General features: G+C 65.8%; 13 protein-coding genes. 6 read left to right on the forward strand and 7 right to left on the reverse strand.

From position 1 onward, the window contains the following. Positions 1 to 9: 9 nt before the first annotated feature. Positions 10 to 1362: an ABC transporter substrate-binding protein gene (locus tag FHR04_RS01300; protein ID WP_170213802.1), complete on the reverse strand. Its 1353-nt coding sequence runs from the start codon at positions 1360 to 1362 to the stop codon at positions 10 to 12. A gap of 1404 nt (positions 1363 to 2766) precedes the next feature. On the opposite strand from FHR04_RS01300, the gene FHR04_RS01305 reads away from it, so the two are divergent. From FHR04_RS01305 to FHR04_RS01320, 4 genes are read left to right on the forward strand one after another with little or no spacing between them, the layout of a single operon-like run. Continuing rightward, entirely contained in the window at positions 2767 to 3606 is an 840-nt protein-coding gene (locus FHR04_RS01305; RefSeq protein ID WP_249038914.1) for an ABC transporter permease, read from the forward strand. Then, on the forward strand, positions 3606 to 4526 hold the full coding sequence (locus tag FHR04_RS01310) for an ABC transporter permease (protein WP_139400145.1): 921 nt from the start codon (positions 3606 to 3608) through the stop codon (positions 4524 to 4526). Before FHR04_RS01305 ends, FHR04_RS01310 begins: the two co-directional genes overlap by 1 nt. A gap of 52 nt (positions 4527 to 4578) precedes the next feature. Next, a complete protein-coding gene (locus FHR04_RS01315) occupies positions 4579 to 6201 on the forward strand; it encodes an ABC transporter substrate-binding protein (protein WP_139400147.1) in 1623 nt (540 codons plus the stop codon). Between the two features lie 13 nt (positions 6202 to 6214). Continuing rightward, complete coding sequence (locus FHR04_RS01320; RefSeq protein WP_139400149.1) at positions 6215 to 7144, forward strand: acetamidase/formamidase family protein; 930 nt, start codon at positions 6215 to 6217, stop codon at positions 7142 to 7144. A gap of 50 nt (positions 7145 to 7194) precedes the next feature. Here the strand turns inward: FHR04_RS01320 and FHR04_RS21275 are convergent, their stop codons facing one another. Next, positions 7195 to 7494: a hypothetical protein gene (locus FHR04_RS21275; RefSeq protein WP_249038915.1), complete on the reverse strand. Its 300-nt coding sequence runs from the start codon at positions 7492 to 7494 to the stop codon at positions 7195 to 7197. On the opposite strand from FHR04_RS21275, the gene FHR04_RS21280 reads away from it, so the two are divergent. Then, positions 7495 to 8259 carry a hypothetical protein gene (locus FHR04_RS21280; RefSeq protein ID WP_249038916.1) on the forward strand — a complete coding sequence of 255 codons (765 nt, stop codon included), beginning with the start codon at positions 7495 to 7497 and terminating at the stop codon, positions 8257 to 8259. A 618-nt stretch (positions 8260 to 8877) separates the two neighbouring features. Here FHR04_RS21280 and FHR04_RS01330 read toward each other — a convergent pair. Continuing rightward, entirely contained in the window at positions 8878 to 10074 is a 1197-nt protein-coding gene (locus FHR04_RS01330; protein WP_139400154.1) for a 3'-5' exonuclease, read from the reverse strand. Between the two features lie 9 nt (positions 10075 to 10083). Between FHR04_RS01330 and FHR04_RS01335 the strand changes: the two genes are divergently transcribed. Beyond that, entirely contained in the window at positions 10084 to 10440 is a 357-nt protein-coding gene (locus FHR04_RS01335) for a choice-of-anchor X domain-containing protein (protein ID WP_139400156.1), read from the forward strand. A gap of 225 nt (positions 10441 to 10665) precedes the next feature. Here the strand turns inward: FHR04_RS01335 and FHR04_RS01340 are convergent, their stop codons facing one another. The 4 genes from FHR04_RS01340 to FHR04_RS01355 form a co-directional block, all read right to left on the reverse strand. After that, positions 10666 to 11811 (reverse strand): M42 family metallopeptidase, encoded by a 1146-nt coding sequence (locus tag FHR04_RS01340; RefSeq protein ID WP_139400158.1) that lies wholly within the window; start codon positions 11809 to 11811, stop codon positions 10666 to 10668. A gap of 527 nt (positions 11812 to 12338) precedes the next feature. Then, positions 12339 to 13712, reverse strand: a complete 1374-nt coding sequence (gene hydA, locus FHR04_RS01345; RefSeq protein WP_139400159.1) for a dihydropyrimidinase — start codon at positions 13710 to 13712, stop codon at positions 12339 to 12341. A gap of 90 nt (positions 13713 to 13802) precedes the next feature. After that, the gene (locus FHR04_RS01350; RefSeq protein WP_139400161.1) at positions 13803 to 15056 is read right to left on the reverse strand and encodes an aminotransferase class V-fold PLP-dependent enzyme; all 1254 of its coding nucleotides are present in this window, start codon (positions 15054 to 15056) and stop codon (positions 13803 to 13805) included. A gap of 54 nt (positions 15057 to 15110) precedes the next feature. Beyond that, entirely contained in the window at positions 15111 to 15785 is a 675-nt protein-coding gene (locus FHR04_RS01355) for an amino acid ABC transporter permease (protein WP_139400163.1), read from the reverse strand. Positions 15786 to 15803 lie beyond the last annotated feature (18 nt).

A 15803-nucleotide genomic window follows, 5' to 3' on the forward strand; every position in this document is an offset into this window, starting at 1 on the left:
GCAGCGGCTTCACTTCTTGAACACCAGCGGGGTGGCCTGCGCGACGAAGTCGTCGAGGGCCTGCTTGGGCGTCTTCTGCTTGGACAGCGCCGCCTGCATGGCCGCCGTGAAGTACTTCATCGCGGGCTGCACGTCGATGCTGGACGGTCCGTAGTAAGGCTTGCCGGATTTGATGGCGTTCAGGTAGACCGTGACCTGCGGCCGCACGTCGGTGTACGCGGCGATGCCCTTGAAGTCGAAGCCCTTGTTCACGCTCTTGCGGGCGGAGAAATACAGCAGGTCTTCGAGCAACTTGTCGTTTTCCTTGTTGGTGATGAAGCGGGCGAGTTCCATGGCCATCTTCTGCTTGTACGGGTCTTTTTGCTTGAACACCACGAAGCCGCCCGATGTCTGGTAGGCCACAGGCCCGGTCTTGGGGTCGTTCGGGAACGGGGCCACCAGGACGTTGATGGGGTCTTTCAGCTTCCCCTCCTTGACGTAACGGTCGATCCGGCCGATCTCGTAGATGCCGCCGTAGCCCATGGCGGCGCGGCCCTGGTGCAGGTTGTCGATGGTGTCGTAGACCCCCAGACCGGAGGCCCCGTCGGGCGCCACCTTGTACTTGTGAATCAGGTCCACCATAAACTGCAGGGCCGCGACGCCTTCTTTGGAATTGATCACGAAGGCGGTGCCCTGGTCGTTGACCAGCTGGCCCCCGAAACGGTTAAGCCAGCCCAGCATGTTCTCGGTGTCCTGCGCGGCCAGGGTAATGGCGTACACGTCGGTCTTGCCGTCGCCGTTGCGGTCGAAGGTCAGCTTCTGCGCGGCGGCCAGCCACTGCTCGAGGGTCCAGTTGCGGTACGGCGCCTTGGGCAGCGCCACCTTGCGCTCCGCGAAGATCTTGGGGTTGAGCAGCATGGTGGAGCCCATGCCATTGTTGGAGTTGTTCCACGGCCACATGTAGTAGTTGCCGTTCACCTTGCCCTCGTTCAGGGCGTAGGGCAGGAAGTCGAGCCGGTCTTCTGCGGTGAGGTACTTGTCGATGGGCTCCAGCAGGTTCTGTTTGACCAGGTTGGTGTCGAAACCGATGGGGCGCAGCACGTCGGGGGGGTTCCCGGCAAAGATGGACGCCGTGACCTTCTCGCGGAAACCCTGGTTGGGAACCACCTCGTACTTCACGGTGACGTTCGGGTACTTCTTCATGAACTGGTCCGAGATGTATTTTGGGAACTCTTCGCCAGTCGGTGTCTTGCCTTCGGGAAACCCGGGTGGGGCGATGCGCCAGGGATTGATCCACCAGGTCAGGGTGATCTTCTGCTGGGCCGAGGCGGTCGAGAGCGCGGGAAACAGAAGTGCGCTGAGAAGCAGGACACGCTTACGCATAAGACCTCCCATGGTCCTTTACAGTTGCCAGACACGATTTTCGTGACACCAATCTACTCAAAAAAATTGAGTTGTCAATGACATTTCTATCCTTCTGGAATCTGAGATTGCCTGCGGTCACGGGTGATTCAGCCTCCAGGGCAACATCGGGACCTGCCCTGACCCGTTCTTGGCCCAACTCGTCACGTACGTTTTGGTCCTGCCGGGGCACCCGCTCGAGATCTACGCGGCGTCACTGGTCACGGTGACATTGTTCACCGGCCTGTCCAGCTCTGGTCACTCCCGCAGGTGCCGCTGCAGGGTAAATCGGGCGGCGCGTGGTAGACCAGGGCAGCTGCTCAGAGGGGGATGCTCCGGCACCCCGGCGAGCGCCTGACACGGCCAGCTGACGGCCGGCGCGCCGGGCTGGAGGCGGCGTGGGCCGGGGAGAGGGTGAGGTGTCCTCAGCCTGCCCTTCTACCGATGTCTTTCGGACGACAGACTTTTCCGGCTGTGGCGCGTGGCAGCGGCCATCCATCCCTGGTCAGCCGCTGCTGTTGGTCACGATGGGCCCCACGGTGCTGGGCAACACAGCCTGTGCTGTGGAACTCCGCCGCGAGGAGTGGCAGGAGAACAATGCGCTGCGCGCCTCCTACCGGACTGCCCCGCTCACGTTTCTGGTTGTGGCAGTGCCCGGCAGCCACCGGAGCCTCCGGACCTTGTGGGGCCGCCGGCTGTACGCAGGCATTGGATTCCGACGTGGACGGACTGAGTAGTTGAACGTCGTGTGGCCGAACTGATGTCCCAGCCAAGAGCGCGGCGCTGAAGACGGCGTTGTGGACGCACCCTGGAATAGGGACGAACTGCCACTGGACAGTCAACGTATCGGGACCTCTTCGGCGGACGCGCTGTCGCCGCTGCCATCCGCAAAAGACGCTGGGCCAGCGATTGCCCTCTCCTTGTTCTTGTCCAGGTTTGAGGCGCTGTGATGCCGGCTTGGCGGTCCGGCAAGCTTCTTCATCCCGCCGAGCTTTGGGAGTATCTTGCTGGCGTGTACCCCGCCACATTGATGGATCTGGGCTCGGCACAATCTTCCGTGCGTTCTGCCGCCGTGTCGGCCTTCTTCCCGGGTGTCCAGGTGCCTGCGCGTCACAGCTGGTCTTCCGAAGTGGCTCATCTCACCGGTTCATTGGGCCCCCTGGTGGACAGCCTCCGCGAATCACACGCTTCAAATCCAGTCTCGCCCGCAAGGCTGCTGGACGGCGGTAGGTGCACGAAGGAGAACACACACACCTCGCGGCGACATTGGCGCAGTGAGGTCCGGTTGTCTGGGAGTGGGTGGCCGTTGTGCGGTGCCCGGCTGCAGAGACAGCTGTGACTGCGCTGCCCACGGCGCCACCGGCGCGTACTCCCAGACCGCGTTCCGTGGCCTGGAAACGCTTTTCCCGTGACAGAGCCGCCCTGCTCGGCCTTGGCCTATGTGCCCTGATCATTCTGGCCGCCCTGCTGGCCCCATGGATCGCGCCGCACGATCCCAACTTTCAGTTTCCAGACGGCATCTCGCTGGAAGGGGCACCTCAACCGCCGGGAACGGCCTTCCTGCTCGGCACGGACCTGCTGGGCCGCGACTTGCTTTCGCGGCTGCTGTGGGGGGCGCGGGCCTCGCTGCTGGTGGGCATCGTCGCCAACGGCATTGCCGTCGTGATCGGCGTGTTGCTGGGAGCGCTGGGGGGACTCTCGCGCGGCGTGATCGGCACCCTGATCATGCGCTTCACCGACGTGATGATGGCTTTTCCAGTGCTGCTCCTGGCTATTGCGCTCACGGCGGTACTGCGCCCCAGCCTGTGGATCGTGACGCTGGTGATCGCGCTGCTCAACTGGGTGGCGGTGGCGCGGGTGGTATACGCCCAGGTGATCTCGCTGCGCGAGCGCGAGTTCGTGGAGGCGGCCCAGGCCGTCGGAGCTTCGGGCAGCCGCATCCTGTACCGGCACATCGTGCCCCACCTGCTGCCCACCGCGCTGGTCTGGGGTTCGCTGGGCATCGGCACCACCGTGCTGCTGGAGGCCACCCTCTCTTTTCTGGGCGTCGGCGTGCAGCCGCCCACCCCCAGCTGGGGCGGCATCATCAACGAGTCGCAGAGTTACCTGACCACCGCGCCGTGGCTGGTGCTGTTCCCCGGCGCGGCCATCCTGCTCACCTCATTGGGCTTCAATCTGCTGGGGGAGGGCCTGCGCGATGCCCTCGACCCCAATGGGGGAGGGTAATGCTGACCTTCACCGCCTCGCGGGTCTTGCAGAGTCTGGGCGTGCTGCTGGTGGCGTCGGTCTTCACCTTCAGCCTGATCTTCCTGCTGCCCGCCGACCCGGCCCGGCTGGTGGCCGGGCCAAGCGCCAGCGTGCAGACGGTGAACAGCATCCGGCAGGAGCTGGGGCTGGATCGTCCTTTCGCCGCGCAGTACGCGCTGTACCTGGGCAACCTGCTGCGCGGCGATCTGGGCCGCTCGTACAAGCAGCAGACGGCGGTGCGCCCGCTGATCGCCACGCGGGTGTGGCCCACCTTCCAGCTGATGCTGGGGGCCGTGGCGCTGGAACTGCTGCTGGGGTTGCCGCTGGGCATCTGGGCGGCGCTGAGGCGCGGGCGTTGGCCGGATCGGCTGGTGATGGGCTTCGCCTTTCTGGGGGCCTCCGCGCCGCAGTTCTGGCTGGGCCTGAGTCTGGTGTACCTGCTGGCCTACGGGCTGAACCTGTTTCCGCTGGGCGGCTACGGCGGCCTCTCGCACCTGTTTCTGCCGGCGCTGACATTGGGCCTGGGCGGGGCCGGGTGGTACGCCCGCGTGATCCGCTCCAGCCTGCTGGAAGTGCTGGCGCGCGATTACGTGCGCACGGCCCGCGCCAAGGGACTGTCACAGAGCCGCGTCGTGGTGCGTCACGCGCTGCGCAACGCGGCCCCGCCCATCATCAGCATGATCGGCCTGGACATCGGCGTCTTCATGGGCGGGGTGGTGGTGGTGGAGAGCGTCTTCGGCTGGCCGGGCCTGGGCCGCCTGGTCTGGGACGCCATCCGCGTGGTGGACATTCCCGTGATCGTCGGCGTGGTGATCTTCAGCGCGGTGGTCATCACCCTGGCCAACCTGCTCGCCGACCTCGTGCAGCTCGCCCTCGATCCCCGGATTCGCTACTCGTGATGCTGTGCTGGACGGTCTGGTGCGGCACGTTCTTTTGCTGGAAAGGAGAGCCATGAAAAGATCCACTGGACAGTCGCTGATGGGTTCGTCGCTGCTTGGCCTAGCACTGCTTCTCGGAGCCGCTCACGCCGCGCCGCAGCAGGGCGGCACCATCACGGTGTCGTACAAGGACGACGTGACCACCCTGGATCCGGCTGTCGGCTACGACTACCAGAACTGGCCGATGGAGAAGATGGTCTTCGATGCCCTGCTGGACTACACCCCCGGCGGAACCACGCTGACGCCGCGCCTGGCCGCCAAGATGCCCGACGTCTCCAAGGACGGCAAGACCTATACCTTCACCCTGCGAAAAGGCGTGAAGTTCCACAATGGCCGGGTCATGACCGCCGACGACGTGAAGTACAGCCTTGAACGCGTGCTTGATCCCAAGACCAAGAGTCCGGGGCAGAGTTTCTACACCGATATCGCCGGCGCGCAGGCGTTCGTAGACGGCAAGGCCAAGGCTGTTTCAGGCATCGTGGTGCTGGCCCCCGAAAAGGTCAAGATCACGCTGAACGCCCCCAACGCCGCCTTCCTGAACATCATGGCGATGAATTTCGCGTTCATCGTGCCCAAAGAAGCAGTCGCCAAGGCGGGTGAGGACTTCGGGCATCAACCCGTCGGCACCGGGCCATTCAAGCTGAAGTCGTGGGTCAGCGGCCAGCAGCTTCAATTCGAGCGCAACCCGAACTACTTTATGGCGGGCATGCCGTATCTGGACGGGGTCACGGTCAAGGTGGGCCTCGATCCCAGCGTCGCCTACCTCAGCCTCCAGCGCGGCGAGATCGACCTGCTCGGCGACGGCATTCCGCCCGCCCAGTTCCTCCAGGTGACGCGCGATCCCAAACTCAAGGCCAACGTGTTCTCCAAGACGTCGGTCAACACGACGTATCTCAGCCTGAACACGGGCGTCGGGCCGCTGAAGGACGTGCGAGTTCGGCAGGCCATCAACATGGCCATCGACAAGACCAAGATTCTGCGCATCATCAACGGACGTGGGGTGGTGGCCCGGGGCGTGCTGCCGCCGCTGATGCCCGGCTACGATAAGGCCGAGGCGGGCTACGCCTACGATCCGGCCAGGGCCAAGGCGCTGCTGGCGGCGGCAGGACTGAAAGGCGGCTTCACGACCACCCTCTACACCACCTCCACCGATCCTAACCCGCGCATCGCCCAAAGCATCCAGCAGGATCTGGCGCAAATCGGCGTGAAGGTGCAGCTCAAGAGCCTGGCCCAGAGCAGCGTGATCGACGCGGCCAGCACGCCCAAAACGGCGGCCATGGTCTGGTCAGGTGGACTGGCCTGGACGCAGGACTACCCGGATCCCAGCGACTTCTACTGGCCGATCCTGTCGTGCCGCAGCGCCGTGCAGGGCGGCTGGAACTGGCCCTTCGTGTGCGACAAGGCGCTGGACGCCCGAGCAGAGAAGGCCGACCGGATGGTGGCCCCGGCCCAGCAGGCCGCCCGCCTGAAGGAATACGCCAGCATCTTCGCGGCCCTGAACAAGCAGGCGGTGTGGGTGCCGGTGTTCCACGAGGTGCGCTACACCATGAAGTCCGACCGCCTGGTAGGCGGCGTGGACGATCTACTCGACCCGACGCATTTCATCAACTACGAGCGGCTCTCGGTCAAGAAGTAGGAGGAGGATTCCAGTGACCACCAGACCCAGATGCACCATCCATGACCACCATTACGGCTGGGACAACAGCCTGTCCCCTGCGCTGGAAGTCGAGAGTGGCGAGACCATCGAATTCGAGGTCATCGACTCCGGCGGCGGACAGTTCACACCGTCTTCCACCTCTGCCGATGTGACCGCGCTGGACTTCTCGAGGATCAATCCGGTGACCGGCCCGGTCTACGTGCACGGCGCGGAGCCGGGCGACGCGTTGCAGGTCGATATTCTGGAATTCCGGCCCTCGGGTTTCGGCTGGACGGCCATCATTCCCGGCTTCGGTCTGCTGGCCGATGAATTTGCTGATCCTTATCTCAAGCTGTGGCAGTACAGCGACTCCTCGGCGGAGTTCCTGCCAGGGATTCAGGTACCGGTGCGGCCCTTCCCCGGCACCATCGGCAACGCGCCCGCCGAGACGGGGCCGCACTCGATTGTGCCGCCCAGAATCGTGGGCGGCAACATGGACATTCGGGATCTGACGGCAGGTTCGACGCTGCACCTGCCGGTTGCCGTGCCTGGAGCGCTGTTCTCGGTGGGTGACACCCACGCGGCTCAGGGCGACGGCGAGGTCTGTGGCACCGCCATTGAATCGGCCATGCACGTGACCTTGCGTTTTACCCTGAAGAAAGCAGCTCATTTAAAGACGCCGCGCTTCTCGACACCGGGCTCTGTCACGGGACACATCGATGGGGCGGGCTATCAGGTCACCACGGGCATTGGCCCGGATCTGTATGCCGCCGCACAGGACGCCACCCGCTTTATGGTTGAGTTTATGACCGGGGAGTACGGCCTGAGCCCGCAGGACGCGTACGTGCTGTGCAGCGTGGCGGCGGACCTACGGATCAGCGAGATCGTGGATGCGCCCAACTGGCTGGTCAGCCTCTACCTGCCCAGGAGCATCTTCGAGTAAGGAGGCGGAGCTGCCTTCCGCCTGCCCGGTGACGGGCGCCAGCTCACGGGCTACAGCCGGGGATCGAGCACCTCGCTCTCCAGCGCACTCACCCCGAAAACGCACTCGTGAACGCGCCACAGGGACTCTCCCTCCACGAAACGGTTCAGGCCCTCGAGGCCCACCGCGAATTCCCGCAACGCCAGCGTCCGTTTCGCGCTCAATCCTCGCTGACGTAGCCGGATCAGATGCTCTGGAAGGGTGTACTCCGGACCGTAGATGATCCGCAGGTACCCGCGCCCACGCACCTTGATGGCCGGCTGGACCAGCCCCTTGCGTTCCCGCGCGACGAAGCTCAGCGGTTTGACCACGTGGATCCACTGAAGGGCCGTCTGGGCCGCTACGACGGCAACTGGAAGGCGTTCCTGGGCAGCAAGCGGCTCGATGACCTGTACCAGACTGAAACGCTGGGGACGCTGCCGCCCCAGGGGCCGATGCCCGCGTTGGCGCAGATTCCTGTGACGGCTGGTCCGGCACAGCCCAGCACTTCGCCTGCGCGCGGCAGCTTCAACGGCACCTGGCTGCTGATCGGCGCTGTCCCTGGCCCGCTGCCCCAGGCGCGCGATTGGAGCCAGCCCGCCACCCTGCGCCCGGACGCCGCCTGGCCGCTGATGAATGTCGGTTTTCAGGACCGGTTCAAGGGGCGGTACCTGCTGATGCTCGATCTGCCCGCGCCACCGGCCGGCTGTCAACGCCAGTCCCTGAAGCTCGAAGGCCAGTTCGACACGGCGGGCGGCGTCCTGAAGTTCCGTGATACGGCCAGAACCCTGACCACTGAATGCACCGGGGCCAGCAAGGCGGGGGCCGTCACCGCCGAGACCAAAGCGCAGTGCCAGATGGTGACCGCGTCATTGCCTGCCGCCCAGCAGGCCAGTATCTACACGCAGTGTCTGGCCGCCCTGTCTTCTGCTGGCGGTGAGACCACGCGCACCACCCAGCAGCAGCCGCTGGAAACCCATACCTACCGCTACCGCCGCTATGACCTGCACCTCAGCACGGATGAACGGGACGGGTCCAATCACCTGCTGTTCCTGGAGGATGAACGAGGGCAAGTTTACGTGTACAGGCGCAGCTGACTCGGCCTGCTCCGGTCAATTGATGGAGCGGGCTCTCAGGTCACCACGGGAATCGGCCCGGACCTGTACGTCGCGCAGGACGCCACCTGCGTCATGGTGGACTTCATGCCGTCAAGCCGATGATCAGCGTGGTGCTGGTGAGGGCCAGCGCAGACGGGGGAGGGCAGAGACGTCCGTGGAACAGGCGCTCAGGAGTGACCTGCCGCCGACATCGCCAGGAACCTGACACGGCCCGTCTGTCCGGCTGGTCACTAGAGCATTTGTCAAAAGTGCTGTCTGCTTTTGACCGAACGGAGTGAGTGAATTTTGCTGAGCATTTGGGAGAATGGAGGCATCAGAAGTCTTTTTTCTGGTGCAGCAATTCGGACAAATGCTCTAGGTGGGCGGCCGACGGGCAGCCACAAAGCACGCTGCGAGGCCAGGTTCCCGGTCTCGGTGCTGGCCCGGGCCTTAACCTTCGCCTCGGGTACGGCCGTCACCGAGGTCACGTTGTCCCGGCTCGAAGGGCGCTGCGCTCAGGCCGACGGGCAAGAGGTCGGTAGGCCGTTTCACGCTGTCGTGCGTCAGCTCGTACGGCGAGTTCACCGACGCCCGTCGTGTCGCCATCCGGCTCTACCGCTAGGGCAGCTCAGATACGTTCCACATCAAATGGAAAGATCCCAGGTCCCCATCCAATGTCTGCAGGTCCACTGGATCCGGCCACAGCACGGTGGGCAGCGGCGCTGGCGCCGGATCCGGCCAGGTGGCCCGCCTCGTGTCGAGCTCCGGCGTGGCCACCTCACGCAGCTCCACCCCGGCCGCCTGCAAGCCAGGCGTAAGCAGTTCCAGCAGTGAGCCCGGTCCAGCCGGACCACTGGCGCTGAGCACCACCGCGTCGCGTGCGCGGGTGAGGGCGACGTACAGCAGCCGGCGCGCCTCGGCCTCCTCACGGGCGCGTCGGCGCGCGGCGATCAGCGTCCACGCGACCGTCGGCTCGTCGCCCTGGCGCAGCCCCACCCCCAGTTCGCTGTCCACGAGTACATCGCCCGCCCCATGCGGCGCGCTCCAGCCCAGATCGGCCACGATCACCACCGGCCACTCCAGCCCCTTGCTCGAGTGCATGGTGGACAGCACAACGGCGTCACCGGCCTCCAGGACTGGACGGGGCACGTCCACGCCCGCGCGCAGCGTCTCGCGGAGGGCCAGCACAACGCTGAACGTCTCGTCGCTGCCGCGCTCGAGCTCCCGCACCAGTTCGGTCAGGCCCCGCCAGTCCGCCAGCCGCCGCCCGGCGTTCCACAGGTTGGCCAGCACCGCCGTGTAGCCTGTCAGCCGGTTCGCCCATTGCAGCAGGGTGCTGGGCGGCTCGGATCGGCACCGCCGCTGCAACTCACGGAACAGCTCCTGGGCTCGTCCGAGCCGCTGATCTGCCGAGCACTCCAGCGCGCGGAACCAGTCGTCGTCCTCATCACGGGTGCGGGCGAGGTCCGCGATGGCCGCGTCACTCACGCCGCACAGCGGGGAGCGCAACGTGGTCACCAGCGCCGCCGGGTCATGCAGGGCCACCGCCGCCAGCAACGCCAGCCCGTCCCGGGCTTCCGGCGTATCCAGCAGGGAACCGCCGCCCGCCTCGTGCACCGTGGCCGGTCCGTCCAGCAGCGCCCGCACCCGGGCCGCCAGATGTGCCGCCTCGGCAGCGCGCGTGCGGGCTTTGGGTCTGGTCTCCTCCAGCTGCCAGGCCTCGATCGATGGCCCCGGGCCACCATCCCGCTCGGCGCTCAGCGGCACGTGAAGGGGTCCCAGCAGCGCCGCAAAAACCCGGTTGGCCGTGCCCACCAGCCCCGCGTGCGTGCGGAAACTGAGGTCCAGCGAGACCGCGTCGCGCCGGGCGGCCTCTACTTCGTCGTGCCCCTGAGCGATGATGGACTGGACTTTGATCCAGCGGCCAACGACGGCACGTATGCCGGGTCCCTCGACCTGGAACGGGCGTACCGCCGGCTGCTGAAGTATCAGCTCGACGCGCGCGGCGTCTGGCGGGTCTACGTGTTTGCCCAGGACGTTAACCAGACCAAACCAGGCACGCCGCCAGAGATCGCCGCTCAGCATATTGGGGACTTCTTCGTGGCCAGCGCCATCAGCATTACTTTCGATCCCACCCTGCCGTGTTCACTCGAAGCCCAGGGGAGCATCCTGGTGGTTTAAGCAATACTGGCGGGGCAGAGACGCTGCCCCGCCAGCGCGGTCAATCTGTCCAACGACATCGGATTGAATCATTCGATCAGCACGCCCCAGTTGGCCGTAGAGCCCCTGAGCACAGGACGGACACCCGTTCGCAGACAGTGGCCCTCCTTCAGACCCATCTGGGCTGCCCATCACCGCGCCCAGGCTGAACTCGTGACCTACGCTCCTTGCAGTATGGGTGGGCGTTCAGCCCGACGCCTTCCCATCTGGTGACTGGTCAGGCAGCGCCGTGAAGCGCAGGTCCAGGCCAGGCAGGTCATGCAAGAAACCTTCAAGCAGGGTCACGGCCCCTTCCAGATCGCGGCTGTCCAGCACCTCGACGGGGCTGTGGGTGTAGCGGTTGACCACCGAAACGGCTCCCGTCGGCACGCCCTGACCCAGATACTGCAAGGCCCCGGCATCGGTGCCGATGCCCTTGAGGACCTCGCGCTGCACGGCCAGGCCCCGCTTCTGGGCCGCCCCCAAGAGCCCCCGGCGAATGGCCGGATGCGCCTGGGTCGAGGCGTCCATCATCTTGACGGTGGGGCCAGCGCCCAGGTGCAGGTGCGCGCCGGAGAACTCCGGCGTGTCGTCGCCGGCCGTCATATCCAGCGCCAGCGCCACGTCGGCCCGAAGGTGGCGCGCCAGCGCCGATGCGCCGCGTAGGCCAACTTCTTCCTGCACCGAGAACACCAGGATCAGTGTGACCGGCGGGGGCGTTTCGTGAAAACGTTCGAGCAGGGTCAGCAGCACGGCGCAGCCCGCCCGGTCGTCCAGGGCGTGCGCGGTGTAGCGGCCACTCTGGCGGCCCAGTTCTTCCAGGCTGCCGACAAAGCCCACCGGATCGCCCACCGCCACGCCCATCTCGAGAACCTCCTGCTGACTGCGTGCGCCGACGTCTACGTACAGACTGGCGTATGGGACGACATTTGCGCGGTCAGCGTCGCCCAGCAGATGGGCGCTCTTGGTGCCGATCACGCCCAGCAATTTCCCAGTGTTCTCGGTGCGAATCCAGACGCGCTGCGCGGGGAGAATCCGGTCATCCAAGCCGCCCAGCTTCTCCAGGCGCAAAAACCCATCAGCCCCAATCTTGTAGACGCGGAAACCCACCTCGTCCATGTGCGCCGAGAGAACGCAGCGCCGCTCGTTTTCCTGGGCCGCGTTGCGCACGGCGATTACGTTGCCGAAAGCGTCCACGTCGAGGCTGTCGGCATACGGGCGGGCCGCCGCTGCTATCCGTTGGACGACGTCTTCTTCGGAGCCGCTGGGTCCCGTGGCCTCCACCAGCGCGCGCAGGTGCTTCATGACGGAGGGGAGGGGGGAAGGCTGAGCGGTGGGGGTAGATTCGGTCATGGATCTCCTCTTTGTCTAGCGCTGAATATGCGGCAGTTCCTCAGCGTCACGTTGACGACGTGGGAGGCGGTAGGCGCTGTCCTGGAGGGTACAGAGATCGAGCCAAGCGCACAACTGGCAGGGTCAGAACTCCGTCGTTCTAGACAGTATTCCGGCCGGTACAACATTGCACTCCAAGGCGCGGCCCATCAGGCCCAGGCGAAAGTTCATTTGACGAACACGCCACGGAACTGCCTGGCCACTCGCTCGCTCTGCCTGTTCGCTGGTCACGAGCACGCCGTACATCACCGCGTCAACGTCCAGGCGCTGCAGAACACACAGATCGCTCGCCGTCAGTGCCGTGCTTGAGCACGAGGGGACCAGCCGCTCGAGCCCACCCTGTCGCCCGAAGGGGCGATCCGCAAGAAAGCCCCCAGGCCTTGCCAAGCCGTGGGAGAGGGTGCTCAGCTCTGGAACAGGCGTGAGAGGTCTTCAGCCGGGCCAGTCCTGGGCGTCCGCCGAACGCCCCACAGCTGGAGTTCAGACGATCAGATGCGTTGACGGTGTAAGAACTGACCACTGCCCCGTTCGGCCAGCAAGCGCCCCTCATGCATCACCGTCTGCCCACGGATGAGCACCGTGACTGGCCTGCCCTGGACGGCCATGCCCTCGTACAGGCTGTAGTCGACGGCACTGTGGTTCGTGGCCGCCGTGATCATGTGGGGGCGCGCCAGGTTCCACAGCGCCAGATCGGCGTCGTAACCCGGCGCGACGCTGCCCTTTACGCCGCCCAGACCGAAACTGCGGGCTGGATTGGTAGCGGTCAGGGCCACGAAGCGTTCCAGGCTGAAGTGGCCGCCGCGCACGCCGGCCTGATGCAGCACCATCAGACGCTCCTCGATGCCAGGGACGCCGTTGGGAATCAGGGTGAAGTCGTCCCGCCCCAGGGTTTTCTGGCTGTCGAACCGGAACGGACAGTGGTCGGTGCTGATCACGCTGAGCGTGCCGTCGGCCACCGCGGCCCATAGCGCCTGCTGGTCCTCCTTCTCGCGGGGCGGCGGGCTGCACACCCACTTGGCGCCTTCAAAACCGGGACGGTCCAGATCGTCTTTGGTAAAGAAGAAATACTGGGTGCAGGTCTCGGCGGTCACGCGCGCGCCCCGCGCCTGGGCCTCACGCACCCGCACCAGCGCCGGGCGGCAGCTCAAATGAACGATGTACAGCGGCGCGCCCAGCACCTCGGCCAGCGCGACGGCCCGTCCCGTGGCCTCGGCCTCCAGTTCCGGGGGGCGGGTCAGGGCGTGGTATTTGGGGGCCGTCTCGCCCCGCGCCACGGCCTCGGCCATCAGCACCTCGATGGCGTCGCCGTTCTCGGCATGCACCAGCGTCAGGACGCCGGCGTCACGCGCCCGTTCCAGACAGCGGAACAGCGCCGTATCGTCGACCTGCAGGGTGTCCTTGTAAGCCAGAAACAGCTTGATCGACGTGACGCCCTGGTCCGGCAGCGTGGCGATCTCGTCCAGCACCTCGGGCAATGGATCGGTCACGGCCACGTGAAAGCCATAGTCGATCACCGCTTGTCCTCTGGCCCGGCCGTGCCAGGTGTCGAGCGCTGCTTTCAGGCTGCTGCCCTTCGGCTGAATGCAGAAATCGAGATGCGTGGTGGTGCCGCCCATCACCGCCGCAACCTGACCCGTGTAGTAATCGTCGCAGGTCACCGTGCCCATCGAGGGCATCGACAGGTGGGTGTGGACGTCGATGCCGCCCGGCAGGATGTGCTTGCCGTCCGCGTCGATGACCTCGTCGCCCGCCTGCGCCAGACCGCGCCCCACCGCCGCGATCTGTCCACCGTCCACGCGAACGTCGGCCTGAAACTGGCCCTCCGCCGTGACGACGGTGCCGCCGCTGATGATCAGGCTCATGAGCGGCACCCCCCGCCAGCTTCTGACCTCCGAAGGGGCCGCTCAGCGGGGAAGATGGGCCACAGGCATGACATCGACAACCCCTCCACTCTAGAGCCCGAAGGCGTCCAGTCCGGCGATCAGACGGTCCACCTCCTCCAGGGTGTTGTAGTGGGCCATCGAGACGCGTACCACGCCCTCGGTCTGATCGAGGCCCAGTGTCTGGATCAGGCGGTAGGCGTAGAAATGCCCGTAGCGCACCGCAACGTGCTGCCCGTCCAGAAATTTAGGAATCTCAGACGAGGCCACGCCGTCCACCACGAAGCTGATGGTGTCGACCCGCACCGTGGGGTCTGCTGAGGGATGCCCGATCACCCGGACCCGGGGCCTGGTGGCCAGGTACTCCAGCAGCCGTCCGGCCAGCGCCGCCTCGTGCGCGGCGAAGGCGTCAAAGACCCCGCCGAGACCGTCCACGCCGAGTCGCGTCTGCAAGGCGGCCATGTACTCGCTGACCCCCGTCAGGCTGTAGGTCAGCTCGTAGTTGAGGTTGCCGGGTTGCAGCCGGTACGCCGCCGCGTCCGGCGAGACGAAGAAGTGGTTGATGCTGGGCAGCGCCAGCAGGTGCCCCAGCTTGCCGAACAGCAGCGAGATATGTGGGCCGTAGACCTTGTACCAGCTGAACAGGTAATAGTCCACGTCCCAGGCCTGGACGTCGATTCTCCGGTGGGGTGCGTAGGCCACGCCGTCCACGAACACCTGCGCGCCGCGTTCGTGAACGAAGCGGGTGATCTCCGCCACCGGGTTGATGGTGCCCAGCACGTTCGAGACGTGGGTGAAGCAGACCAGCCGCGTGCGTTCTGTCATCAGGGCGTCCAGCGCTTCCAGGTCAAGGTGCAGCGTCTGCGGGTTGACCTTCCAGATCCTGGTGTGGATCCCGCGCGACTCCAGCCGCGTCCAGGCCCCCACGTTCGCCTCATGATCGGTGTCGGTGACAATGATCTCGTCGCCCGGTTTCAGGCACTCGCCCATGGCGGAGGCCAGGTTGGCGACGAGCTGTGTCGAGCTGCCGCCCAGCACCACCTCGCGCGGATCGGCGGCGTGAATGAACCTGGCCGCCGCCTGCACGCCCGCCTCGACCCGGGCGCTGGCCTCCTGCGACACGGCGTAACTGGCCCCGAGCTGCACGCTGGTGCTCAGCAGGTAGGCGCTGACCCGTTCGGCCACGCCGCGCAACACCTGGGAGCCGCCCGCGTTGTCGAAAAAGGCCCAGGGACTGTCCAGGGCGGGAAACTGTGAGCGGATGAAGCCCAGGTGTGGCTCCAGCGGGGAGACGGTGGAGGGAGTCGAGACGGGCAATGTGGTCATGAGACCTTCCTTGTCAACAGGTCCGGGCAGGGAGAGAACGCGGCTGGTCCGTGCTCAACGGCCGGACCGGAGTTTGCCCCGCGCCTCGAAGCGGCTGACGAGGCGCACCAGCGGAAACAGCAGCGCCACGTAGATCAGCGCCGCGCCCACCAGCGGCGTCGGGTTGGCCGAGAGGGCTTGCTGCGACGTCGCCTGCTGAAGCAGTTCGGGCAGCGCCACCACCGAGGCGATGGCGGTGTCTTTCATGATCGAGATCGCGTTGCCGGTCAGCGGCGGCACCACGATCTTGAGGGCCTGGGGCAAGATCACCGAGCGCATCACGTCCCAGCTGTGCAGGCCCAGCGAGCGGGCGGCCTCGAACTGTCCGGCGGGGATGGCCTCGATGCCCGAGCGGAAGATCTCGGCCACGTACGCCGAGGCGATCAGCGAGATCGCCAGCACCGCGCAGGTGAAGGCCGGGAGCAGGATCTTGACGAATGGCAGGGCGTAGTAGATCAGCACCATAAAGACCAGCAGCGGCATGGCCCGCAGAACGTCGATGTAAAAGCGCACCAACATCCTCAGCCAGCGCGGCCCGTACAGTCCCAGCAACGCCACCACCAGCCCGAGCAGCGTGCCCACCACGGCGCTCACCACCCCCAGTTCGAGGGTGATCAGCAGACCGCGCAGCAGGGCGGGGAGGGCCGAGTCCAGGACATTGAGATTGAAAAAGGTGTCAAGCAGTTTCATTGCTTTGGCCCATCGTCA

This window comes from Deinococcus radiopugnans ATCC 19172 (assembly GCF_006335125.1).
Classification (GTDB): Bacteria; Deinococcota; Deinococci; order Deinococcales; family Deinococcaceae; genus Deinococcus; species Deinococcus radiopugnans.

What these genes read in the sequence shown, in the direction of transcription:
- FHR04_RS01300 (WP_170213802.1), bottom strand. Translation starts at nt 1,362, where the DNA reads ATGCGTAAGCGTGTCCTGCTTCTCAGCGCACTTCTGTTTCCCGCGCTC.
- FHR04_RS01310 (WP_139400145.1), top strand. Translation starts at nt 3,606, where the DNA reads ATGCTGACCTTCACCGCCTCGCGGGTCTTGCAGAGTCTGGGCGTGCTG.
- FHR04_RS01315 (WP_139400147.1), top strand. Translation starts at nt 4,579, where the DNA reads ATGAAAAGATCCACTGGACAGTCGCTGATGGGTTCGTCGCTGCTTGGC.
- FHR04_RS01340 (WP_139400158.1), bottom strand. Translation starts at nt 11,811, where the DNA reads ATGACCGAATCTACCCCCACCGCTCAGCCTTCCCCCCTCCCCTCCGTC.
- hydA (WP_139400159.1), bottom strand. Translation starts at nt 13,712, where the DNA reads ATGAGCCTGATCATCAGCGGCGGCACCGTCGTCACGGCGGAGGGCCAG.
- FHR04_RS01350 (WP_139400161.1), bottom strand. Translation starts at nt 15,056, where the DNA reads ATGACCACATTGCCCGTCTCGACTCCCTCCACCGTCTCCCCGCTGGAG.
- FHR04_RS01355 (WP_139400163.1), bottom strand. Translation starts at nt 15,785, where the DNA reads ATGAAACTGCTTGACACCTTTTTCAATCTCAATGTCCTGGACTCGGCC.